Source organism: Microbacterium sp. 10L49, from assembly GCF_056395125.1.
The window spans coordinates 115,480-134,461 of sequence record NZ_JBFTIW010000003.1; the positions used below are offsets into that span (position 1 = coordinate 115,480).

The 18,982-nt window shown below is 71.5% G+C and carries 15 protein-coding genes; 8 read left to right on the forward strand and 7 right to left on the reverse strand.

The window, feature by feature from the left end:
• The first annotated feature begins 22 nt into the window (after positions 1–22).
• From AC1DCT_RS08480 to AC1DCT_RS08495, 4 genes are all read left to right on the forward strand, one after another.
• Complete coding sequence (locus tag AC1DCT_RS08480) at positions 23–1,672, forward strand: molybdopterin-dependent oxidoreductase (protein ID WP_477428549.1); 1,650 nt, start codon at positions 23–25, stop codon at positions 1,670–1,672.
• A 193-nt stretch (positions 1,673–1,865) separates the two neighbouring features.
• Positions 1,866–2,852 (forward strand): ABC transporter ATP-binding protein, encoded by a 987-nt coding sequence (locus tag AC1DCT_RS08485; RefSeq protein ID WP_477428550.1) that lies wholly within the window; start codon positions 1,866–1,868, stop codon positions 2,850–2,852.
• Positions 2,852–4,462, forward strand: a complete 1,611-nt coding sequence (locus AC1DCT_RS08490) for an ABC transporter permease (RefSeq protein ID WP_477428552.1) — start codon at positions 2,852–2,854, stop codon at positions 4,460–4,462. Before AC1DCT_RS08485 ends, AC1DCT_RS08490 begins: the two co-directional genes overlap by 1 nt.
• 7 nt (positions 4,463–4,469) lie before the next feature.
• Positions 4,470–4,952 carry a GbsR/MarR family transcriptional regulator gene (locus AC1DCT_RS08495; RefSeq protein ID WP_477230321.1) on the forward strand — a complete coding sequence of 161 codons (483 nt, stop codon included), beginning with the start codon at positions 4,470–4,472 and terminating at the stop codon, positions 4,950–4,952.
• 153 nt (positions 4,953–5,105) lie between these two features.
• Here AC1DCT_RS08495 and rocD read toward each other — a convergent pair whose 3' ends face one another.
• From rocD to AC1DCT_RS08510, 3 genes are all read right to left on the reverse strand, one after another.
• The gene (gene rocD, locus AC1DCT_RS08500; protein ID WP_477428554.1) at positions 5,106–6,347 is read right to left on the reverse strand and encodes an ornithine--oxo-acid transaminase; all 1,242 of its coding nucleotides are present in this window, start codon (positions 6,345–6,347) and stop codon (positions 5,106–5,108) included.
• On the reverse strand, positions 6,347–7,219 hold the full coding sequence (gene ddaH / locus AC1DCT_RS08505) for a dimethylargininase (protein WP_440734206.1): 873 nt from the start codon (positions 7,217–7,219) through the stop codon (positions 6,347–6,349). Before ddaH ends, rocD begins: the two co-directional genes overlap by 1 nt.
• Positions 7,220–7,380: 161 nt before the next feature.
• Positions 7,381–11,298 carry a proline dehydrogenase family protein gene (locus tag AC1DCT_RS08510; RefSeq protein ID WP_477428556.1) on the reverse strand — a complete coding sequence of 1,306 codons (3,918 nt, stop codon included), beginning with the start codon at positions 11,296–11,298 and terminating at the stop codon, positions 7,381–7,383.
• Between the two features lie 121 nt (positions 11,299–11,419).
• Between AC1DCT_RS08510 and AC1DCT_RS08515 the strand changes: the two genes are divergently transcribed.
• The 3 genes from AC1DCT_RS08515 to AC1DCT_RS08525 are packed head-to-tail and all read left to right on the forward strand — an operon-like array spanning position 11,420 to position 13,286.
• Positions 11,420–12,109, forward strand: coding sequence for a hypothetical protein (locus AC1DCT_RS08515; protein ID WP_477428558.1), 690 nt, complete (start codon positions 11,420–11,422; stop codon positions 12,107–12,109).
• Complete coding sequence (locus tag AC1DCT_RS08520) at positions 12,106–12,723, forward strand: DUF4352 domain-containing protein (RefSeq protein WP_477428560.1); 618 nt, start codon at positions 12,106–12,108, stop codon at positions 12,721–12,723. Before AC1DCT_RS08515 ends, AC1DCT_RS08520 begins: the two co-directional genes overlap by 4 nt.
• Positions 12,720–13,286: a hypothetical protein gene (locus AC1DCT_RS08525; protein ID WP_477428561.1), complete on the forward strand. Its 567-nt coding sequence runs from the start codon at positions 12,720–12,722 to the stop codon at positions 13,284–13,286. Before AC1DCT_RS08520 ends, AC1DCT_RS08525 begins: the two co-directional genes overlap by 4 nt.
• Positions 13,287–13,304: 18 nt before the next feature.
• Here AC1DCT_RS08525 and AC1DCT_RS08530 read toward each other — a convergent pair whose 3' ends face one another.
• Positions 13,305–14,687, reverse strand: a complete 1,383-nt coding sequence (locus tag AC1DCT_RS08530) for a hypothetical protein (protein ID WP_441976876.1) — start codon at positions 14,685–14,687, stop codon at positions 13,305–13,307.
• A gap of 76 nt (positions 14,688–14,763) precedes the next feature.
• A complete protein-coding gene (locus tag AC1DCT_RS08535; protein WP_477230314.1) occupies positions 14,764–15,327 on the reverse strand; it encodes an acyl-CoA thioesterase in 564 nt (187 codons plus the stop codon).
• A gap of 141 nt (positions 15,328–15,468) precedes the next feature.
• Between AC1DCT_RS08535 and AC1DCT_RS08540 the strand changes: the two genes are divergently transcribed.
• Positions 15,469–15,975 carry a GNAT family N-acetyltransferase gene (locus tag AC1DCT_RS08540; RefSeq protein ID WP_440734213.1) on the forward strand — a complete coding sequence of 169 codons (507 nt, stop codon included), beginning with the start codon at positions 15,469–15,471 and terminating at the stop codon, positions 15,973–15,975.
• A 252-nt stretch (positions 15,976–16,227) separates the two neighbouring features.
• On the opposite strand, the gene AC1DCT_RS08545 is transcribed toward AC1DCT_RS08540, so the two are convergent.
• Positions 16,228–17,997 (reverse strand): cytochrome b/b6 domain-containing protein, encoded by a 1,770-nt coding sequence (locus AC1DCT_RS08545; RefSeq protein WP_477428563.1) that lies wholly within the window; start codon positions 17,995–17,997, stop codon positions 16,228–16,230.
• Positions 17,998–17,999: 2 nt separating this feature from the next.
• Positions 18,000–18,980: an electron transfer flavoprotein subunit alpha/FixB family protein gene (locus AC1DCT_RS08550; RefSeq protein ID WP_441976879.1), complete on the reverse strand. Its 981-nt coding sequence runs from the start codon at positions 18,978–18,980 to the stop codon at positions 18,000–18,002.
• Positions 18,981–18,982: the final 2 nt, after the last annotated feature.

Below are 18,982 nucleotides of genomic sequence, written 5' to 3' on the forward strand. Positions count from 1 at the left end.
CGGGGATTCGTACGCTGAGTGCATGACCGGATCCGCTTCGCGCGACAGGGCAGGGGCCGCAGCCGCCGGCACCGCCGCGGCCCTGCTCGGGATCGGCGCCGGCGAGCTCATCGCGACGCTGCTGGCGCCCTCGTCCAGCCCGTTCGCCGTGGTCGGCGGCACCCTGATCGACGCCGCCCCGGCCTGGGCGAAGGACACGGCGATCGCGTTGTTCGGCACCGGCGACAAGGCGGCGCTACTCACCGGGATCGCGATCGTGCTGCTCGCTGTGGCGGCCGCGCTTGGACTCTGCGAGCGACGCTGGCGCGGCATCGGCGTCGCCGGATTCGTGGTTCTCGGGGCCGCAGTCTCGCTGCTCGCCCCGCTGCGTGCCGACGCCGCCACCCTGTCGTGGCTGCCGGCGCTGCTGTCCGGGATCGCCGCCGCCCTCGTGCTGCGCATGCTCGTGAAGCGTCTACCCGACCGCGAGACTGCATCTGCGTCGCGAGACAGCAGACGAGAACCGCAGTCTCGGAGCGCAGAAGCAGTCTCGCGACCCTGGGGGGACGCGATCCCGACCGCACCCGACGGGCCGGACGCACTCGTCGCGCGCCCTGCACCGGGCGGTGCCTCGCGCCGCCATTTCCTCGCGTGGACCGTCGGCACCGCCGCGGTCGGGATCCTCGCGGCCGTCGCCGCCACCGCCGGCCGGGCCGGATCCGTCGCCGTCGGCACCGTGCGCGCCGCACTGCACCTGCCGAAGCCGGCCACTCCCGCCGCTCCGATCCCGGCCGGCGCCGCGCTGAAGGTCGACGGCCTGAGCCCGTTGATCACTCCGAACGCCGACTTCTACCGCATCGACACCGCGCTCGTCGTGCCGCAAGTGGATCCCGCGAAATGGCGGCTGCGCATCCACGGCATGGTCGCGCACGAGGTCGAGCTCACCTGGGAACAACTGCTGGCGCTCCCGCTCGTGGAGAACGCCGCGACGCTTTCCTGCGTGTCGAACGAGGTCGGCGGCGACCTCATCGGCAATGCCGTGTGGCTCGGCTACCCGATCCGCGAGCTGCTGGCGAAGGCGCAGCCGTCCGCCGGCGCCGACATGGTGCTCTCCACCTCCGCGGACGGTTTCACCGCGGGTACGCCGCTGGAGGCGCTCACCGACGACCGCGACGCGTTGCTCGCGATCGGCATGAACGGCGAGCCGCTGCCGTTCGAGCACGGCTTCCCGGTGCGCATGGTGGTGCCGGGTCTGTACGGATACGTCTCGGCGACGAAGTGGGTCACGGATCTGGAGGTCACCCGCTTCGACCGCGCCACCGCGTACTGGACGGCGCGCGGCTGGTCGGAGCGCGGCCCGATCAAGCTCGAATCGCGCATCGACGTGCCCCGCGGCCCTGTCTCGGCCGGCGACACGGTGATCGCGGGGGTGGCGTGGCAGCCGCACGCCGGCGTCTCCGCGGTCGAGGTGCAGGTCGACGACGACCCGTGGCAGCGCGCCGAACTCGCCCCGGCGATCTCCGCCGACACCTGGGTGCAGTGGCGGCTGCCGTGGACGGCGACGGCCGGACAGCGCACTCTCCGCTGCCGGGCGATCGGCGCCGACGGCACCGTGCAGACCGCGCAGACCGCTCCCCCGGCGCCGGACGGCGCGACCGGCTGGCACACGATCGGCGTCACGGTGAACGCCTGAGCCGCGGAAATCGCGTCGACAAGCACACCTTCCCCACAGTCGCTGGTCGCAGAATGCGGCTTCCGGGCGACAAGGGCGCAATTCGCGACCAGTGAGCAGTGAGCAGCGACCTCTGAGCCGGCCCAGGATCCTCACGGAATCCAAATGCTTCACTTGCTTCACGAATTTGTGAAATCGGCGTAGCATCACCGCCATGAACACGATCATCCGCACCGACGGCCTCACCAAGCACTACGGCCGCGTGCACGCGCTCGACGGACTGGACCTCAGCGTCGACGAGGGCCAGGTGCACGGCTTCCTCGGCCCGAACGGGGCCGGCAAGTCCACCACGATCCGGATCCTGCTGGGCCTCGCCCGAAAGACCGGCGGATTCGCCACGGTCTTCGGCGAGGACCCCTGGACATCGGCGGTGAGCATCCACCGCCGCGTCGCCTACGTGCCCGGCGACGTCAGCGTGTGGCCGAATCTCTCCGGCGGCGAAGCGATCGACTTCCTCGCGCGCCTGCGGGGAGCTGCGACCAAGGACGCCGCCTACCGCGCGGAGCGGGAGCGCCTGATGACGGCGTTCCAGTTCGACCCGCGCAAGAAGGGCCGCGCCTACTCGAAGGGCAACAGGCAGAAGGTCGCCCTCATCGCCGCCTTCGCGGTCCCCGCCGACCTGTACATCCTCGACGAGCCGACCAGCGGGCTGGATCCGCTGATGGAGGTCGTCTTCCGCAACGAGGTGCAGCGGATCCGCAGCCGCGGGGCGACCGTGCTGCTGTCCAGCCACATCCTGTCGGAGGTCGAGCTGCTCTGCGACCGTGTCAGCATCATCCGCGCCGGACGGATCGTGGAATCGGGCACGCTCTCAGAGCTGCGCCACCTCACCCGCACCGAGGTCTCGTTCGAGGCCGCGGACGACACGGCTCTCGCCGGCATCCCCGGCGCGCACGACGGCACCTTCGACGACGGCCGGGTCCGGTTCACCGTCGACAGCGACGCGGTCCCGTCGGTGCTGCCCGCGCTCGCCCAGCGCAGCGTTGCGGGCCTGCGCATCGAGCCGCCCTCCCTGGAGGAACTGTTCCTGCGCCACTACGGCGACGACCTCGCCGCACTGCGCGCCACCGAAGAGGACCCCTCGACAAGCTCCGGGACCGGCACTCGCGCCTCGCGTCGCGCCGCCATGAAGGAGTCATGATGGGCGCCCTGCTCCGGCAGCGCCTGCGCCGCGACTGGCTGCAGGTGCTCCTCTGGATCCTCGCCACGGTCCTGATGACCGCAGCGGGCTACTCGGGAGTGACCCAGTCCTACGCCACTCACGCCGATCGGGTCGAAGTGCTCGCCGCGGTCATGGCGAATCCCGTCATCATGATGTTCCGCGGCCTGCCGTCCGGCGCCTCGGAGGGACAGTTCCTCTCGTTCGAGGTGCTGCCGTGGCTGACGATGCTCGCCGCGCTGATGAGCACCTTCCTCGCCGTCCGCCACACCCGCGGTGACGAGGAGTCGGGCCGCACCGAGCTCGTCGCCGCCACCCCCGTGGGGCGCGCTCTGCCGACCATCGCCACGATCATCCACGGCGCAAGCGCGAACATCGTGCTCGGCGTGCTGGTGGCGGTGACGCTGATGGGATCCCGACTCGACGCGGCCGGATCCTGGCTCATGGGCGCGACCTCCGGGGCCACGGGCATCGCCTTCCTCGGCATCGGACTTCTGGCCGCCCAGCTCATGCGCACGTCGCGCGGAGCCAACGCGCTCACCGTGTGGATCCTGGTCGGCACGTTCCTCGTGAACGGGATCGGCAACGTCGCAGGCACCCCCAGCGACGACCTCACCCGGATCACGAGTTCCGGTCTCGTCTGGGCCTCGCCGTTCGGCTGGGCCGAGCAGGCGCGCCCGTACGACACGAACGATGGCTGGCCCGTCCTGCTCGGACTCGCGTTCGGACTGGTCCTGGCGATCGTCGCCGTATCGCTGCAGTCGGTGCGCGACATCGGGGAGGGCTTCGTGCCGGCCCGGCCCGGCCGAGTGCATGCCAGGCCCGCCCTGTCGACGCCGCATGCACTTGTGTGGCGACTGACCAACGGCGCCATCGTCGGCTGGGCCATCGGCGGCGCGCTCACCGGGGTGCTCGCGACCAAGCTGTCGGGGCTGGCCGGGCAGATCTCGGGCCAGAATCCCGCGGTGCAGCAGGTCCTCGACAAGATCGGCAAGGCGGGCGATCTCGAGGAGACCGTCGTCTCGGTGTTCTTCACCATGATGGGGATCCTCGCCGCGTGCGCCGCCGTGCAGATCGTCGCGCGAGCCAGGCAGGAGGAGGCGCACGGCACGGCCGAGAACGTGCTCGCGCAGCCGGTCGGGCGCGTGCGCTGGCTGTGCGACTACCTGCTGGTGGCGATGTTCGCGATCGCGATCATCGTCGCGGCGGCGATCCTCGCGGGGTACGCCGGGCTCGCCGGCAACGAGCACGCGTCCTCGCTGATGCAGGTGGTCACCGTGGTCGGGCTCGGTCAGGGCCTCGCCGCCTGCGTGTTCATCGTGCTGACCGGGCTCGTGTTCGTGCTGGTGCCCCGCGGCACGATCGCCGCCGCCTGGGCGCTCCTGCTCCTGGCGACGCTGTTCGGCCTGTTCGGTCCGCTGTTCGGGCTGCCGGAGTGGACCACGCGGTTCTCGCCGTTCTCGGTCACCCCGATCGTGGCGAACGGTGAGGTCGATGCGCGCGGGACGTGGTGGCTCGTGCTGGTGGTCGCGGCCGGCGCGGCGGCCGTGCTGACGCTCATGCGGCGCCGCGAGCTGCGTGCGGCGGGATGATGGGGTCATGAGCATGCAGGAACCGGAGGCGCCGGTGCACCACGGCGTGGATGCGGCGGAGGCGGCCGCGGCGATGATCACCGCGGTCGGCTTCCCGCGCATGCCGGGTCGCGTGATGATGGCGCTCATCGCCGCACCCGCGGAAGGGTACAGCGCCGCGGATCTCGCCGACAGGCTCGGCATCAGCGCCGCGGCCGTGTCGGGCGCCGTGCGCTATCTCCAGACGATCCAGGTCATCCGCCGCGTCTCGCGCCCCGATCGTCGCCGCGACCACTACGTCATCATCCCGGACACCTGGTACGGGTTGATGACGAACAACGGCCCGATCTACGAGCGCCTCGCCGCGCACATCGAGGCGATCGGCGCCGAGCACGACGACGACCACGCCGCGCGGGACCGTGCCGCCGAGATGGCGGAGTTCTTCCGCTTCATGGCGCGCCGGATGCCCGAGCTCGTCGACGAGTGGGAGGCGCATCGCGCCGGGCTGTGAAACACGCGCCGCCTGTCGGAGTGACGCCGAAATGGGGCCGTTGAGCGAGCACGGCCGAAGGCCGAGCGAGACGAAACGCGGTCACCCGCAAGGGCACCCCGTTTCGTCTCCGTCGCTTCGGCGTCGTCGCTCAACGACCCCGTCGGACCGGCGTCAGCTCCCGAGCACAACCCGGAGCTGCTCGAGCGCCCAGTCCAGCTCGGTCGCGCGCACCACGATGGGCGGGGCGATGCGGATGGTCTGACCGTGGGTGTCCTTCACGAGCACCCCCCGGTCCAGCAGCTTCTCCGCGATCTCGCGGCCTGTGCCGCGGGCCGGATCGATGTCGACGCCGGCCCAGAGACCCGCGACGCGCACCTCCGTGACCCCGTGGCCGAGGAGCGTCTCGAGCCCTTCGCGCAGGTGCTGCCCGAGCGCGCGGGCGCGCTCCTGGAACTCCCCCGACTCGAGCATCTCGACCGCGCGCAGTCCGACGGCCGCGGCGAGCGGATTGCCGCCGAAGGTGGATCCGTGCTCGCCCGGGCGGATGACGCCCAGCACGTCCTCGTTGCCGACGACCGCGGAGACGGGGAGGATCCCGCCGCCGAGGGCCTTGCCGAGCAGGTACAGGTCGGGCACGACGCCCTCGCGGTCGCACGCGAAGGTCTCGCCGACACGACCGAGGCCGGACTGGATCTCGTCGGCGATGAACAGCACGTTCCGCTCGGTGCAGATCTCGCGCACGCGGCGCAGGTAGCCCTCGGGCGGGATGACCACGCCGCCCTCGCCCTGGATCGGCTCGATGAGCACGGCGACGGTGTCGTCGGTGATGGCGGCGGCGATCGCCTCCGCGTCGGCGTACGGCACCGCATCGAAGCCGGGCGTGAACGGACCGAACCCGTCGCGCGCCGACTCGTCGTCGCTGAAGCCGACGATGGTCGTCGTGCGGCCGTGGAAGTTGCCGTGCGCGACGACGATGCGCGCCGCATCCGGGCGCACGCCCTTGACGCGGTAGCCCCAGGCGCGCGCGACCTTGATGCCGGTCTCGACGGCCTCGGCGCCGGTGTTCATCGGCAGCACCAGGTCCTTGCCGCACAGTCGCGCGAGCGCGGCGGCGAACGGCTCGAGCCGGTCGTTGCGGAAGGCGCGGCTGGTGAGTGCGACGCGGCCCAGCTGCTCCTCGAGGGCGGAGACGAGTGCGGGGTGACGGTGCCCGAAGTTCACGGCGGAGTACGCCGCGAGCAGGTCGAGGTAGCGCTTGCCCTCGACATCGGTCACCCAGGCGCCCTCGGCGCGGGCGATCGTGACGTCGAGCGGCGCGTAGTTGCGCGCCACGTGCGGCTCGGCGCCGGCATCGGGATCCTGCCCGCCGATCGTCCCGTGCTCTGCGTACTCCCTGACCTGCTCGGGCGTCATCACGCGCCCCGCAGTTCCAGGGTGCAGCACTTGATGCCGCCGCCGCCGAGCAGCAGCTCGCTGAGGTCGACCGTGAGCGGGTTGTAGCCGCGCTCGCGCAGCTGCTTCTCGAAGCCCGTGGCACGCGGCGAGATGATCACGTTGTAGCCGTCGCTCGCCGAGTTGAGGCCGAACACGGCGCCGTCCTCGTCCGAGACCAGGATCGCGTCGGGGAAGCGCTCGGCGAGGATCCGCTGCGAGGCGTCGTCGAAGGCGTGCGGCAGGTAGGCGATGTTGGCGGCCTCGGGCCCACCGTTCTCCTCGCCGATCACGGGGTCGAGCACGGTCAGCGCCGTGTCGAGGTGGTAGAAGCGCGGGTCGACGAGGGTCAGGGTCACGACCTCGCGACCGAAGACCTCGCTCACCTCGCGGTGGCTGTCACCGGCGGAGCGGAAGCCCGTGCCGGCGAGGATCACGTCACCCGCGAGCAGGAAGTCGCCCTCACCCTCGTTGATCTCCTTCGGCATGACGGTGTCGAAGCCGTGGGTGCGGAACCAGTCAGCGAACGCCGGGGACTCGCCCTGGCGCTGCTCGTAGTAGAACGAGGGCACGTAGGCGCGGCCGCCGATGACGAAGCCGCCGTTGGCGGTGTAGACCATGTCGGGGTAGCCGGCGAGCGGCTCGATGAGCTCGACCTCATGGCCCAGCTCGAGGTACAGGTCGTACAGCTTCTGCCACTGCGCGACGGCCTTGGCCGTGTCGGTGGGGTTCGCCGGCTCCATCCACGGGTTGATGCTGTAGTTCACCGTGAAGTGCTCGGGCTTGCACATCAGGTACCGGCGGTGGTGCGCGGTACGGGCCGGCGTGACGGTGGCGGTCTCAGGCGTCGACATGAGGCTCCTTGCGAATCTTCGGTCGCGGCGGACGCTGTCCTGAGGCCCGGCGGTCCTTCGATCCGGTACATCGCGGATGTGCGGAGAAGGTGCGACACGGGCACGCCGTCGACCATTGTCTCATCCGAGCCTGGACGTGTCCGTCACGCCGCGGCTCCGGCTCAGATCACCGCCGCGCTCCAGTCGTCGGGGTTGCCGTAGCGGTGCGCGGTGATCGCGATGGCCTGCTCGTGCAGGAAGGGCAGCAGCTCGATACGGCCGGCCGTGGTCACCTCGCCGGCGAAGATCGCCAGATCCGGATCCCCCTGCACCGCCGCGGCGAGCGCGGCGTGCAGGGCAGCCACGTCATCCGCCGCTCCCACGATCCGCACGCGGTTCGGCCGCTGCGGGGCGCCCTCGACAACGGCCCCCCTCTCGCTCCCGTCGCGATGTCCGCCGCTCTCCGCCCGGCCTTCCGGCAGGTGCTGCGACGCGAGCAGACCGGATCCGAACGGAACGGGTCCGTCCGCCGTCGCTGCAGGTCCCGTGAACCGCTGGATCCACTCCGCGTCGCTCTCCACGAACACGGTGACGCCGGCTTCGCCCAGCACGCGGCGCACCGCGGCGGGCAGGCCGATGGGCGAGGAGAGCGTGAACGCTCCCCCGCCGCGGATCGCCGCGATCGCGACGCGCAACAGCGCGCGCAGAGGCGCCTCTCCGGTGGCGCGCACGGCGACTGGCACCGAGCGGTAACGGAACAGATTGCGCTCCACGCCGAGGCGCGAGACGTCGCGCACCCGCCCGAACTCGCGGTCCCACGCCAGCGCGTCCGCCAGCGCGGCACGACGCAGCCATTCGAACGCGGTGTAGTCCAGCGACGGCTGGGCCGCCTCGATGAGCGCGGTGATGCGCGAGTCCAGTCCGCGCAGGTGCAGGGTCGTGGATCCGGCCCCGCCGGTGTCGCGCCAGGATCCCAGCCCGATCAGGTGGTTCGGCCCGCCCGCCTTCGCGCCGGTGCCGACCGAGGAGCGCTTCCAGCCGCCGAAGGGCTGGCGCTGCACGATGGCGCCGGTGATGCCGCGGTTCACGTACAGGTTGCCGGCCTGCACGCGGTCGAGCCAGAGCGCGAGGTCATCCGGATCCTGCGTGTGCAGTCCCGCCGTGAGGCCGTAGTCCACGGCGTTCTGCAGCTCGACCGCCCGCGCGAGCGTCGGGGCGTGCATGACGCCGAGCACGGGACCGAAGAACTCCTCGCGATGGAAGCGCGACCCCGGCTGCACGCCGAGGCGGATGCCGGGCGTCCACAGCCGCCCCTCGGATCCGGGGATCTCGCGCGGCTTCAGCAGCCACTTCTCGTCCGGACCGAGCTCGGTGAGCGCCCACTGCAGCTTGCCCTGGGGCGGCTCGATGACCGGCCCGACCTCGGCGCGCGGATCCTCGGGCCAGGCGACGTGCAGGGACCGGGTCGCGTCGACCAGCTGGCGGGCGAACCGCTTCGACCGCCCCACGGGGCCGACCAGGATCGCCAGCGATGCGGCGGAGCACTTCTGCCCTGCATGCGCGAACGCGCTCTTCACGAGGTCGGCGACGGCGAGATCCAGATCCGCCGACGGGGCGATCACGATCGCGTTCTTCCCGCTCGTCTCCGCGTGCAACGCCAGGTCGTGCCGCCAGCTGCGGAACAGCGCGGCGGTCTCGAAGGATCCGGTGAGGATCACCCGGTCGACGTCGGCGTGCGCGATGAGTTGCCGGCCGAGTTCGCCCTCGGAGATGTCGACGAAGGCGAGCAGGTCGCGCGGGATCCCCGCATCCCAGAGCGCCGCGGCGATCACCGCCGCCGAGCGCCGCGCCTGCGGAGCCGGCTTGAACACGACGCCGGATCCCGCAGCGAGCGCGGCGAGCACGCCGCCCGCGGGGATCGAGAGCGGGAAGTTCCAGGGCGGAGCGACCACGGTGACCCGGGACGGCACGAACGCGGCTCCGGGGATCGCGTCGAGCTCGCGGGCCTTGGCCGCGTAGTAGCGCGCGAAGTCGACGGCCTCGCTGACCTCGATGTCACCCTCGGAGACCACCTTGCCCGTCTCTGCTGCCGCGACCTCGATGAGCTCGGCACGGCGCGACTCGAGCACCGCGGCGGCCCGCAGCAGCACTTCGCCGCGCTCGGCCGCGGGTCGCGCGCCCCAGGCGCCGGCCGCGGCGCGCACCCTGGACAGGATCCGCTCCAGCTCCGCCTCCTCGGTCACACGCGCACTCCGCACGAGTCCGTCGCCGGCGGTGGAGACGGGGATGCGGGCGAGGATCTCGCGCACCCACTCCCGGTTCGCCGGCAACGCCGGGTCGGTGTCGACGGCGTTGCGGAAGCCGGGAGCGCCTGCCGCGACGGCGGACTCGTCCTCGCGCGCCGCGAACACGGCCGTCTCGACGAAGGTGTCGCCGGGGTCCACGGCCTCGGCGATGCCGAGCACCGCCTGGGTGAGTGCGGCGGATTCCGAATCCGGATCCGTGGTGAGCGCGGCGGACTCGTGGACCGGGGCGAGCCGGTTCTGGCGGCGGCGCGGGCGCGCGGGCAGCGCAGGGTCGGCGGAGCGCTCGAGCGACAGCGCGAACCGGTTGACCTCGCGGTCCAGGGCATCCGGATCCTCATGCAGGCGGAACGCCGCGGACAGGAAGTTCTCCGGGGAGGCGGTCTCCTCGAGGCGCCGCACGAGGTAGCTGATCGCGACGTCGAACTCGCGCGGCTTCACGACCGGCACGTACAGCAGCACATGCCCGACCTCGCGACTCACCGCCTCGACCTGCCCCTGCGCCATGCCGAGCAGCATCTCGAACTCGATCGGGGCGGAGCCGGATCCGGTGCCATCGGTCGTTGAGCGAGCGAAGCGAGACGAAACGTTGTCCGCAGGTGACCCCGTTTCGTCTCGGTCGCCCTGCGGGCGTCCTCGCTTAACGTCCACAGTGGGAGAGGACGGGTCCGGTCGCACCCCGCGGTCGCCCGCGAGCAGCCAGGCGTATGCGATGTCGAAGAGGTTGTGCCCTGCGACGCCGATGCGCACCGCCCGCACCGACTCCGGAGTGAGCGCCGCGTCCAGGCAGCGCAGGTAGTTCGCGTCAGTATCGATCTTGGTGTCGTAGGGCGCGGGCGTCCAGCCGTGCAGCGCCGCCTCGACCCGCTCCATCGCGAGGTTCGCGCCCTTCACGAGGCGCACCTTGATCGGCGCCCCGCCATGGTCGACCCGGTCCTTCGCCCACGCGGTCAGCTCGCGCAGCGCCGGCAGCGCATCGGGCAGGTAGGCCTGCAGCACGATGCCCGCCTCCAGATCCTTCAGCCGCGGATCCTCCAGGATCCGGGTGAACACGGCGATCGTGAGGTCGAGGTCGCGGTACTCCTCCATGTCGAGGTTGATGAATGTCTGACGGCTCTTCGGGCTCGACCAAGGGCCGGTCCCTGAGCCTGTCGAAGGGCCCGCCGCGGTCAGGTACAGCGGCAGCAGCCGCTCGGCGACCTGTTCGACGACCTCGTCGAACGCCCACATCGAGATGCGGCTCACGACCGCCGAGACCTTCACCGACACGTAGTCGACGTCGTCACGGCGGATGAGCTCGTGGATCCCGTCCAGGCGCCGCTGCGCCTCGTCCTCTCCGAGCACCGCCTCGCCGAGCAGGTTCAGGTTCAGGCGCGCACCGGTCGCCCGCAGCTTGGCGATGGTCGGGGTGAGCTTCGCCGGGCGGGCGTCGGCGATGAGGTGGCCGACCATCTCGCGCAGCACGGTGCGGGCGATCGGCACGGTGGGCGCGGGAAGCCCCTGCGCCACCAGGCCGCCCGCGCGGACGGCCGCACGCAGGTACCAGGGCAGGAACCCGGGCACGAGCGGAGCCACCCTGTTCAGCCCGGCGGCTGCCGCGCCCAGGCTCTCCGGGCGCATCACGTCATCCACGAAGCCGAGTGTGAACGGCAGCCCGTTCGGATCCCGCAGCACCCCGGCCAGCCGCTCGGCAGCCGGATCCGCGTGCGAGGCGGCGGCCTCGTCGATCCAGCGCTGGGCGAGGGCGACGGCCCGGCGCGCACGCTCGGTGTCCGCGGCGTTCAGCCACTGCGGCATCGGTTCGTCCTTCCCTCCCCGCGCCGTCGGGATGGGCGCGGAGTGCTCCCCTCCAGCATGGCGCTCCTCACCGTCCACGGCAGGGCGGCACGCCCTCCGCGCCTCTCTATATGCTGTGCTCGTGGGGGAAGAGGACGAGGCGGAGGCCGCGCCGCCGGCCGTCGCGGACGCCGCGACGCGCGCGGCGTCGGAGGCCCGTGCCACAGCGTGGGCGCGGAAGATGGCGGACCGCCTGCCGACGGGCTGGCTGATCAGCGGCGCCGGTGCCGTCCTGCTCGCCTCCACGGCGGCCTTCGGCGGGCTCGCGGAGGTGCCGAAGGCGCCGCCGCCGGAGCTGCAGGTCGGTCAGCACTATGTCGGATCCGACCTCGACATGTCGGTCGTCAGCGCGGCGATCGGCGGCGAGGTGCGTGGCACGAACCTCTACCCGGCAGAGGGGCAGCGCACGCTGGTCGTCGTCCTCGACGTCACGAACACGTTCGACAAGCCCCGCAGCACCTCCGAGAAGGACACGCTCAAGGGGGTCGCTGTGAAGGACGTCAGCCTTCAGGGCTTCAATGCCAACCGGGTCGTCGATGGCAGCAATGTCTCCTACCTCCAGCCAGGTGTCAGCACCCGCGTGCGGGTCGCCTGGGTGGTGGATGAGGCCGAGGTCGCCCGCGGCGACGAGATCCGCGTCGTGCTGCCGGACTCGACGCACTACGTCGGCCAGCTCTTCACGCGCGGCGACTACTGGGCCGACATCCGCACGGGCGCATACGCGACGGTCCCGGTGGACCAGGTACCGGCCGAGGAGGAGGCGACGCCGTGACCGCTCCACCGCTCCCCGCCTCACCCGTGGTCCCACCGTCTCCCCCCACCCCGCCGGCGCGGAATCGCTGGCACATCGCAGGGGTCTGGGCGCTATCGGTCGTCCTGGTCGTCGCGGCATGGGGGCTCACCCAGGTGCAGAAACCTGACGATGCGCCCTACGACAGCTTCGTCAGCACGACGACGGTCGGTGAGCGCGCGACCACCCGGAATCTGGCGGTGACGGTCACCCGCGTCCGCGCAGCGCGCTCGGTGTCCGACGGGGATCGCTGGCATGCGGACGGCACGTGGCTCGTCGTCGACCTCGATGCCGCCACGGTCGTGGATCAGTTCGGCGCAGCGCTGGCCACCTCGAACCTGCACCTCGGCGACCGCACGTACTCCGCCACGGAGCGCGGCGAGAGCGCCCGGAACATGGTGCTGATCACCGGCGTCCCGCGGCACGGGAGCATCGCCTTCGAGGTGCCCCCTGGGTCCCTGGAGGGCACCGCGACCCTGGAGTTCGCGGTGGACTACGACACGGACGCCGACGGCGTGATCGAGGTCGTGGTCGATCTCGATCAGGTCGCGATGCAGAACGAGGTCACCCTCGACCCGGAGGGGTGGGCGCGATGACGGACGACGCGACCCCCGTCCGGCGGGGTTGGTGGCGCAGCAACCTCCTCAGCCTCGGCGTGCTGGTGGTGCTGCTGCCGGCGACGGTGCTCGGCATCGGCTGGTGGAAATGGGATCACGCGTTCCCCGGCTCGGGCCAGCCGGTCTGGGCCGTGGAGCCCGGGAATTCTGGCACCGTGGAGCTGCAGGGCGCGACCTGGGGTCCGGTGCGCTTCAAGGAGGTCGCCGACACCTCCGGACTCGACATGCCCCCGAACGCGAAGCTCATCCTCGTCGGCGTTCCGGTGGATCCGACGGGCGACAAGGGTCCGGGATGCTGGTCGCCCAAGCTGGTCCAGAAGAGCACGGGGCGGGTCTGGCTGACGGCGCGCACCGAGCTCGGGCTGCTGTGGAACGACGACGAGCCCGAGGACTGCGTGCCGACGCTCGAGGGCGAGAAGGCCGAGCGCTACGAGCTGGTCCTCCCCTACGTCGTCCCGGACGATGTGGAGGGCCCGTTCTGGGTCGATGTGGAGCCGCTCTCCGCGAAGTCGAAGTACGTGCGCTTCAGCATCGATCCCTGAGTCCGGTGGCGGCCCCGGTCAGGCCGGTGGCACGGCCGGTGGCACCGGCGCGCCGGGCGGCAGCGCCGTGGTCCGCGACGACGCGGGTTCGCGCGGAGCGGCCGTGGGCAGCACCCCCGCGGCGGCGGTGATCGCCGCGGCGTCGACCTCGTCCTCCGTCGTAGGCGCGGCCGCATCGGTGCGCGCCTGCTGCGCGCGCCGCAGCATCCCGAACGTGGTGTCGTAGGCGCCGGCCACCACGGCGAGGCGGATCGGCTCCATGATCAGCGGCGGGATGAGAAAGATCACCGGCCAGTACACGTTCCAGAAGAGATCGAGGTCGTGCGGCCCGATCCAGCGGCTCACCCCGTAGCGCAGCCACGATTGCGCCACCACGATGACCGTGTGGAGCAGCGCATACGACGCGATGATGAGGGGCCCGGCGCGCCACATCAGCAGGATCGCGCGCCAGATCGGGAGGAAGCGCGAACCGAGTTCGGCGCCGAGGTCGCGCAGCCGCCGCATCACCGGGTTGGGCACCCGCGCGACGCGCTCATGCATCTGCGTGATGAGCCTGTGCTGGATCTGCAGCTTCTCCGCCACGATCGCCTGCCCGTAGACGACTCCGGCGACCGTGAGCCATGCCAGCGGCGCGAGGAGCACCGGCCCCGCCTGGCCGATCAGCCAGCCGACGCCGTCCCCGAGCCAGACGAGGGGAGGCAGCCAGCCTGCGAGCGTCGCGCGCGCCTCTCCGAGCCACGCCATGGCCGCACGCGTGTCGATCCAGGCGGTTACGGCGTCGGTGATGTCCTTCAGCAGCAGCACGGAGAAGAACACCCAGACGACCTCGCAGTACACGGCGAGCAGGGCCAGCACCCGAGGGAGCCTGTTCGCCCAGCGGCCCCAGGCCCAGCGCGCGGCGAAGGCCACGACGATGACGAGCACCGTCCAGACGTTGAACGACAGCTCGAGCACGTTGTCGCCCGGGTCGAAGGTGCGGTCGGTGCCGAGGGTGGCCCCGATCTCCTCGGTGTTCTTCGCGAGTGCGCGCAGTCCGTAGGCCTGGATGTCCTCGCGCAGCAGGCCCTGCGCGGCGTACACCGCGAAGAAGGGCAGGATGCTCGCCAGCAGAGCCGTGAGGAAACTGCGCCGCCGTTCCGCGGCCGTCTCGGGCACCGGCGCGACGCTCTGCAGCGCGCGCAGGCCGTCGCGCATGACGAGCAGCATCCCGACCAGGCTGATGAGGCGCGCGAGCACGGCGATCGGGAGGATCAGCAGTCCGCCGACCGAGGTGTACGCGCCCACGACGCCGGCGACCTCGTTCACCGCGTAGTGCACGAGGATTCCCGCGAGATACCAGGCCAGCAGCGCAGGCCACCGCATCCACAGCACCCGGCCGGTCGTCCGAAGTATCGCCCCCACGCGCTCAGATTAGCGTGCGAGCGCGCCGCCCTCGCGAGGAGGATCCGGCCTCGTGCGCTGGTTCGAGTCGCAGCGCTCAGTCCGCCCAGACGCTCGGCGCCGGGGCCTTCGTCGGAGGCAATGCGGACGCTGCGGCCCAGTCGTGGATCCAGTCCTCGACGCCCGGCACGTCTTCCGGGCGGCCCAGGGCTCCGAAGAACTCCTCGTGCGAGACCGTTCCGCCGGTGCGGCGCAGCATGCGTGCGCGCACGATCACCTTGGCGTAGACCTCGCCGTCGACGACCGCGCGGTGCTCCATGAACAGGGCCTTGTCGTCGTGTCCGATGAACCGGGACTCCACGTCGAAGCGCTGCCACAGTTCGAGCGACTTGCGGAAGGTGATCGTCTCGCTCGAGACCACGGCGTACCAGCCGCGCTCCTTCATGGCGTCGAACAGACCCGTGCGGATCAGCAGGTCCCACCGGCCGAGGTCGAACAGCGACAGATACCGGCCGTTGTTCATGTGCCGCAGGATGTCCAGATCCGTCGGCAGCGTGGTGAGACGGATCCGCCCGACGGCCGTCGCCGCCAGGGCCTGTCCCCGACGGGAGCGCCGGCGGGCGGAGAGGATGACGAGCAGGGTGCGCCAGATCACGTTCACACCGGGAGCGTAGTGAATCCGGCACGGATCCCAGGAATCGATTGTCGGATCCGCACAGTCACGGCACACCGTGTCACGCGGCGAAACGAGCCCGTAACGCCCGATTTCTCCTCAGCGCACGGCGCGCGTAGAGTCACGAACATGAGCGCCGAAGCCCTTCCCACCGTCACCGTCCGGCCTGTTCGCGATGTCGATGCCGAAGCCCTCGGCCGTGTGCACGCGAAGTGCTGGCACGAGACCTACGACCACCTGATCAGCACCGCGACGCTCGAGGCCGTCTCGCCCAAGCGCCTCGCCGAACTGTGGACGCACTGGGCCTCCCAGGGCGAGGAGTACCGCATGAGCGCGGCGCTCGTCGACGGCGAGATCGTGGGCTTCGTCGGATCCGGCCCGGCCCGTGACGAGAACCCGCCGGCCGAGCGCGAGCTCTACTTCATCTACCTGCTGGACGCCTGGCACGGCACCGGCATCGGCCAGCGCCTCTTCGAGGCGGCCGTGGCCGCCGGCGAGCACAGCTACCTCTGGGTGGCCGAGGACAACCCCCGCGCGCACCGCTTCTACGTGCGCAACGGCTTCGTCCTGGACGGCGCGTCGCAGCAGGAGCCGTTCCTCGGCGAGACCATCAAGGAAGTCCGCTTCGTGCGCTGACTCCTCTCAGCGCCTCTGCGTCGAGGCCCCCTCCGAGCATCCGCGCCCCCACAGGGGATCGCTTCTCGGAGGGGGCCTCGATGCTGCGAGGGGCGTCGATGCGGATCCGAGCCCGGCATGCGCCGCCGCGGGGTGCACTGCCCGGGGTACTCCGTCAACGCGTTTACCCCCTCTGAGCGTCTTTACCCCCTCTGGGATGCGGCCGCACGAGGGGGATGAAGACGGACCCGACGCTCCATCGGGTGCTGCCGGTCAGCGGCCTGAGACCTGGCCGAACATCTTCGCGATGGGGGCGAGCACGAGCGGCCGGGCGGCGGCCCACCCGCCGGCGATCACGACGAGCGAGAGCACGAACACCCAGAAGCCGGTCCAGGTCACCGCGTCCTGCGCGGCGAACATGTGGTTCAGGTTCCGCAGCATGCCGGTGAGCAGCACGAGCGCCACGTGCACCACGATGAACGCCGTGAAGAACAGCATCGTCGGGAAGTGCACCGCGCGGGCGATCTCGATCGGATACGCCTTCGACAGGCCCTCCGCCTTCTTCGGCCACAGCCCCGACATCCGGAACCCCGTGGCGATCGCGACGGGTGCGGCGAGGAACACGATCGTGAAGTAGGCGAGCTGCTGCAGGCTGTTGTAGTTCACCCAGCCGTTCTCGGTCGGCCAGTCGAAGGAGACGTACTGGAGCGCGGCGGAGAGCGCGTTCGGGAACACGTCCCAGCTCGTCGGCACGATCCGCATCCACTGCCCCGTGACGAACAGCAGCACCACGAAGATCACGCCGTTGATGATCCAGAGCAGATCGAGACCCTGGTGGAACCACAGCGTGAGGCTGATCTTGCCCTTCGGGTTGCCGCGTGGCGTCCAGAACGCGGTCGGCCGCTTCTCGCTGCGCACGCGCAGACCGGAGCGGATGATCAGCGTCATCAGGAACACGTTGAAGAAGTGCTGCCAGCCGATCCAGCCGGGGATGCCGACGGGCGCGCCCGCGGGCAGGTGGTACTCGCCCGGGTAGGTCGTGAGGAAGTCCTGCATGAACGGCAGGCTGCACAACGCCCGCACGATCGCGATCGCGGCGCCCGCGAGCACGGCGAGTCCCGCTGCAGCGAACAGCCCGCCGATCGCCTGCGGCCAGGTCGGGCGGGGCCTCGACGCCGGCTCTGCCGCGAGGTGGCGCGGGGCGGAGCCGTTCCAGACCGTCCGGGTGAACGGCAGCGGCGCGGACACGTCCGGGCGCGTGGCGACAGCGGCCGTGGGCACTGCCGGTGCCGTGGCCAGTGCCGATGCCGCTGCCGCTGCCGCATCGGATACGAGGTCGGTCGCGATGGCGGCGGTCTCCTCCATCGGGGAGCGGGTGGCCACCGGTTCGACGACTTTCCCGATCACCACAGCCGTCCCTGCCGGGGGCCACGGCTCCCCGCCGGCGACGCGCGGCAATCCGCGGCGCAGGGCGGATCCGGATTCCGTCGCAGACGCGCCCGCGGTCGAGATCGCCGAGGGGGCGTCGAGGGCAGACGCCGGGGGACCGACGGTGGCCGCAGCCGGGGCGACGGCCGGGGAAAGGGTGTGCGGAGCTCCCGCTGCACCCCAAGTATCGTCCTCCCGATCGAGCGTCGCCCGAACAGACGCGTTCGTCGCGCCACTCGACGCTGCGGCGCCCGCCGCCAGGGCACCGGCGGGCGGCCACGGGTCGCCCCCGGTCACCCGCGGGAGTCCCCGGCGGAGCGTGGATCCGCCTGCTGTCGCGCCGGCGCCGGCATCGCGCGCCGGATCTGCAGACGCCGAGATGGATTCCGCTGCCTCTCCGGCCCTCGGAGCGGCGTTTTCCATCCCCGCTGCCGCGCCGTGCGCCAGGGAGATGGATTCCGCAGCTTCGGGGAGGCCCGGAGCAGCGGAATCCATCTCGAGGACGCGCTCATCGCCGGGCGCGGCGGTGCCGAGGGCGCCCGCGACGGCAACCCCGGCGGGAGGCCAGGCCTCGCCGCCACGGGTGCGGGGCAGTCCCCTGCGCAACGTCGCCATCGCTACTTCTTCCGTGCGCGCAGCTGTTCGATCACCTGCGGCACGACCGTGAACAGATCGCCCACGATGCCGAAGTCCGCCACGTCGAAGATCGGCGATTCCGGATCCTTGTTGATCGCGACGATCGTCTTGGCGGTCTGCATGCCGGCACGGTGCTGGATCGCCCCGGAGATGCCGAGCGCGATGTACAGCTGTGGCGAGACCGAGACGCCGGTCTGGCCCACCTGGTGCGCATAAGGGATGTACCCGGCGTCGACCGCGGCGCGGGAGGCGCCGATCGCGCCGCCGAGCTCATCGGCCAGATCCTCGACGAGGGAGAAGTTCTCCTTGGATCCGAGCCCGCGTCCACCCGAGACGACGACCTTGGCGCCGCGCAGCTCAGGCCGGGACGACACCGCCTCGACGGCCTCGATCGGCTCACCCGTGGCCGCCGGGGCTCCCGACGGCTCCACCGCGAGCGCCTCGACACGAGCATCGGCCACGGCCTCCGCACGCGCGTCGATCGCGCCCTGACGCACCGTGATCACGGGGGCGCCGAACGTGGGCGCGGAGTCGGTGAGGAACGCCCCGCCGTAGACCGAGTGGTGCGCCACCACGCCCTCGTCGTCGCGGGAGACCCCGATCGCGTCGACGGACAGCGCCAGGCGCTCGCGCACGGCGAGCCGCGCCGCAGCGTCGCGGCCGGCGATCGAGTTCGACACGAGCACCGCGTCGGGGCCGACCTCGCGGTACGCGGCCTGCAGCGCATCGACCACGGGGACGGTGACGGATCCGGCATCGACGTCCGCAGTCAGCACCACCTGCGCGCCGGCGGCGGTGGCGGCGTCCACCGCCGCCTGCGCGGTGCCGGCGGGAGCGGCCACGAGCGCGACCGGGGAACCCAGTTGCGCCGCAGCGCCGAGCAGGCCCGCGGTCGAGGGCGCTGCCGCACCCGCCGGAGTCACATCCACGAGCACAAGAATCGAGTCGGAGGGGTACGCCATGA

What these genes read in the sequence shown, in the direction of transcription:
- AC1DCT_RS08525 (WP_477428561.1), top strand. Translation starts at nt 12,720, where the DNA reads ATGACGGACGACGCGACCCCCGTCCGGCGGGGTTGGTGGCGCAGCAAC.
- AC1DCT_RS08550 (WP_441976879.1), bottom strand. Translation starts at nt 18,980, where the DNA reads ATGGCGTACCCCTCCGACTCGATTCTTGTGCTCGTGGATGTGACTCCG.
- ddaH (WP_440734206.1), bottom strand. Translation starts at nt 7,219, where the DNA reads ATGTCGACGCCTGAGACCGCCACCGTCACGCCGGCCCGTACCGCGCAC.
- rocD (WP_477428554.1), bottom strand. Translation starts at nt 6,347, where the DNA reads ATGACGCCCGAGCAGGTCAGGGAGTACGCAGAGCACGGGACGATCGGC.
- AC1DCT_RS08490 (WP_477428552.1), top strand. Translation starts at nt 2,852, where the DNA reads ATGGGCGCCCTGCTCCGGCAGCGCCTGCGCCGCGACTGGCTGCAGGTG.
- AC1DCT_RS08540 (WP_440734213.1), top strand. Translation starts at nt 15,469, where the DNA reads ATGAGCGCCGAAGCCCTTCCCACCGTCACCGTCCGGCCTGTTCGCGAT.
- AC1DCT_RS08545 (WP_477428563.1), bottom strand. Translation starts at nt 17,997, where the DNA reads ATGGCGACGTTGCGCAGGGGACTGCCCCGCACCCGTGGCGGCGAGGCC.
- AC1DCT_RS08510 (WP_477428556.1), bottom strand. Translation starts at nt 11,298, where the DNA reads ATGCCGCAGTGGCTGAACGCCGCGGACACCGAGCGTGCGCGCCGGGCC.
- AC1DCT_RS08495 (WP_477230321.1), top strand. Translation starts at nt 4,470, where the DNA reads ATGAGCATGCAGGAACCGGAGGCGCCGGTGCACCACGGCGTGGATGCG.
- AC1DCT_RS08480 (WP_477428549.1), top strand. Translation starts at nt 23, where the DNA reads ATGACCGGATCCGCTTCGCGCGACAGGGCAGGGGCCGCAGCCGCCGGC.
- AC1DCT_RS08485 (WP_477428550.1), top strand. Translation starts at nt 1,866, where the DNA reads ATGAACACGATCATCCGCACCGACGGCCTCACCAAGCACTACGGCCGC.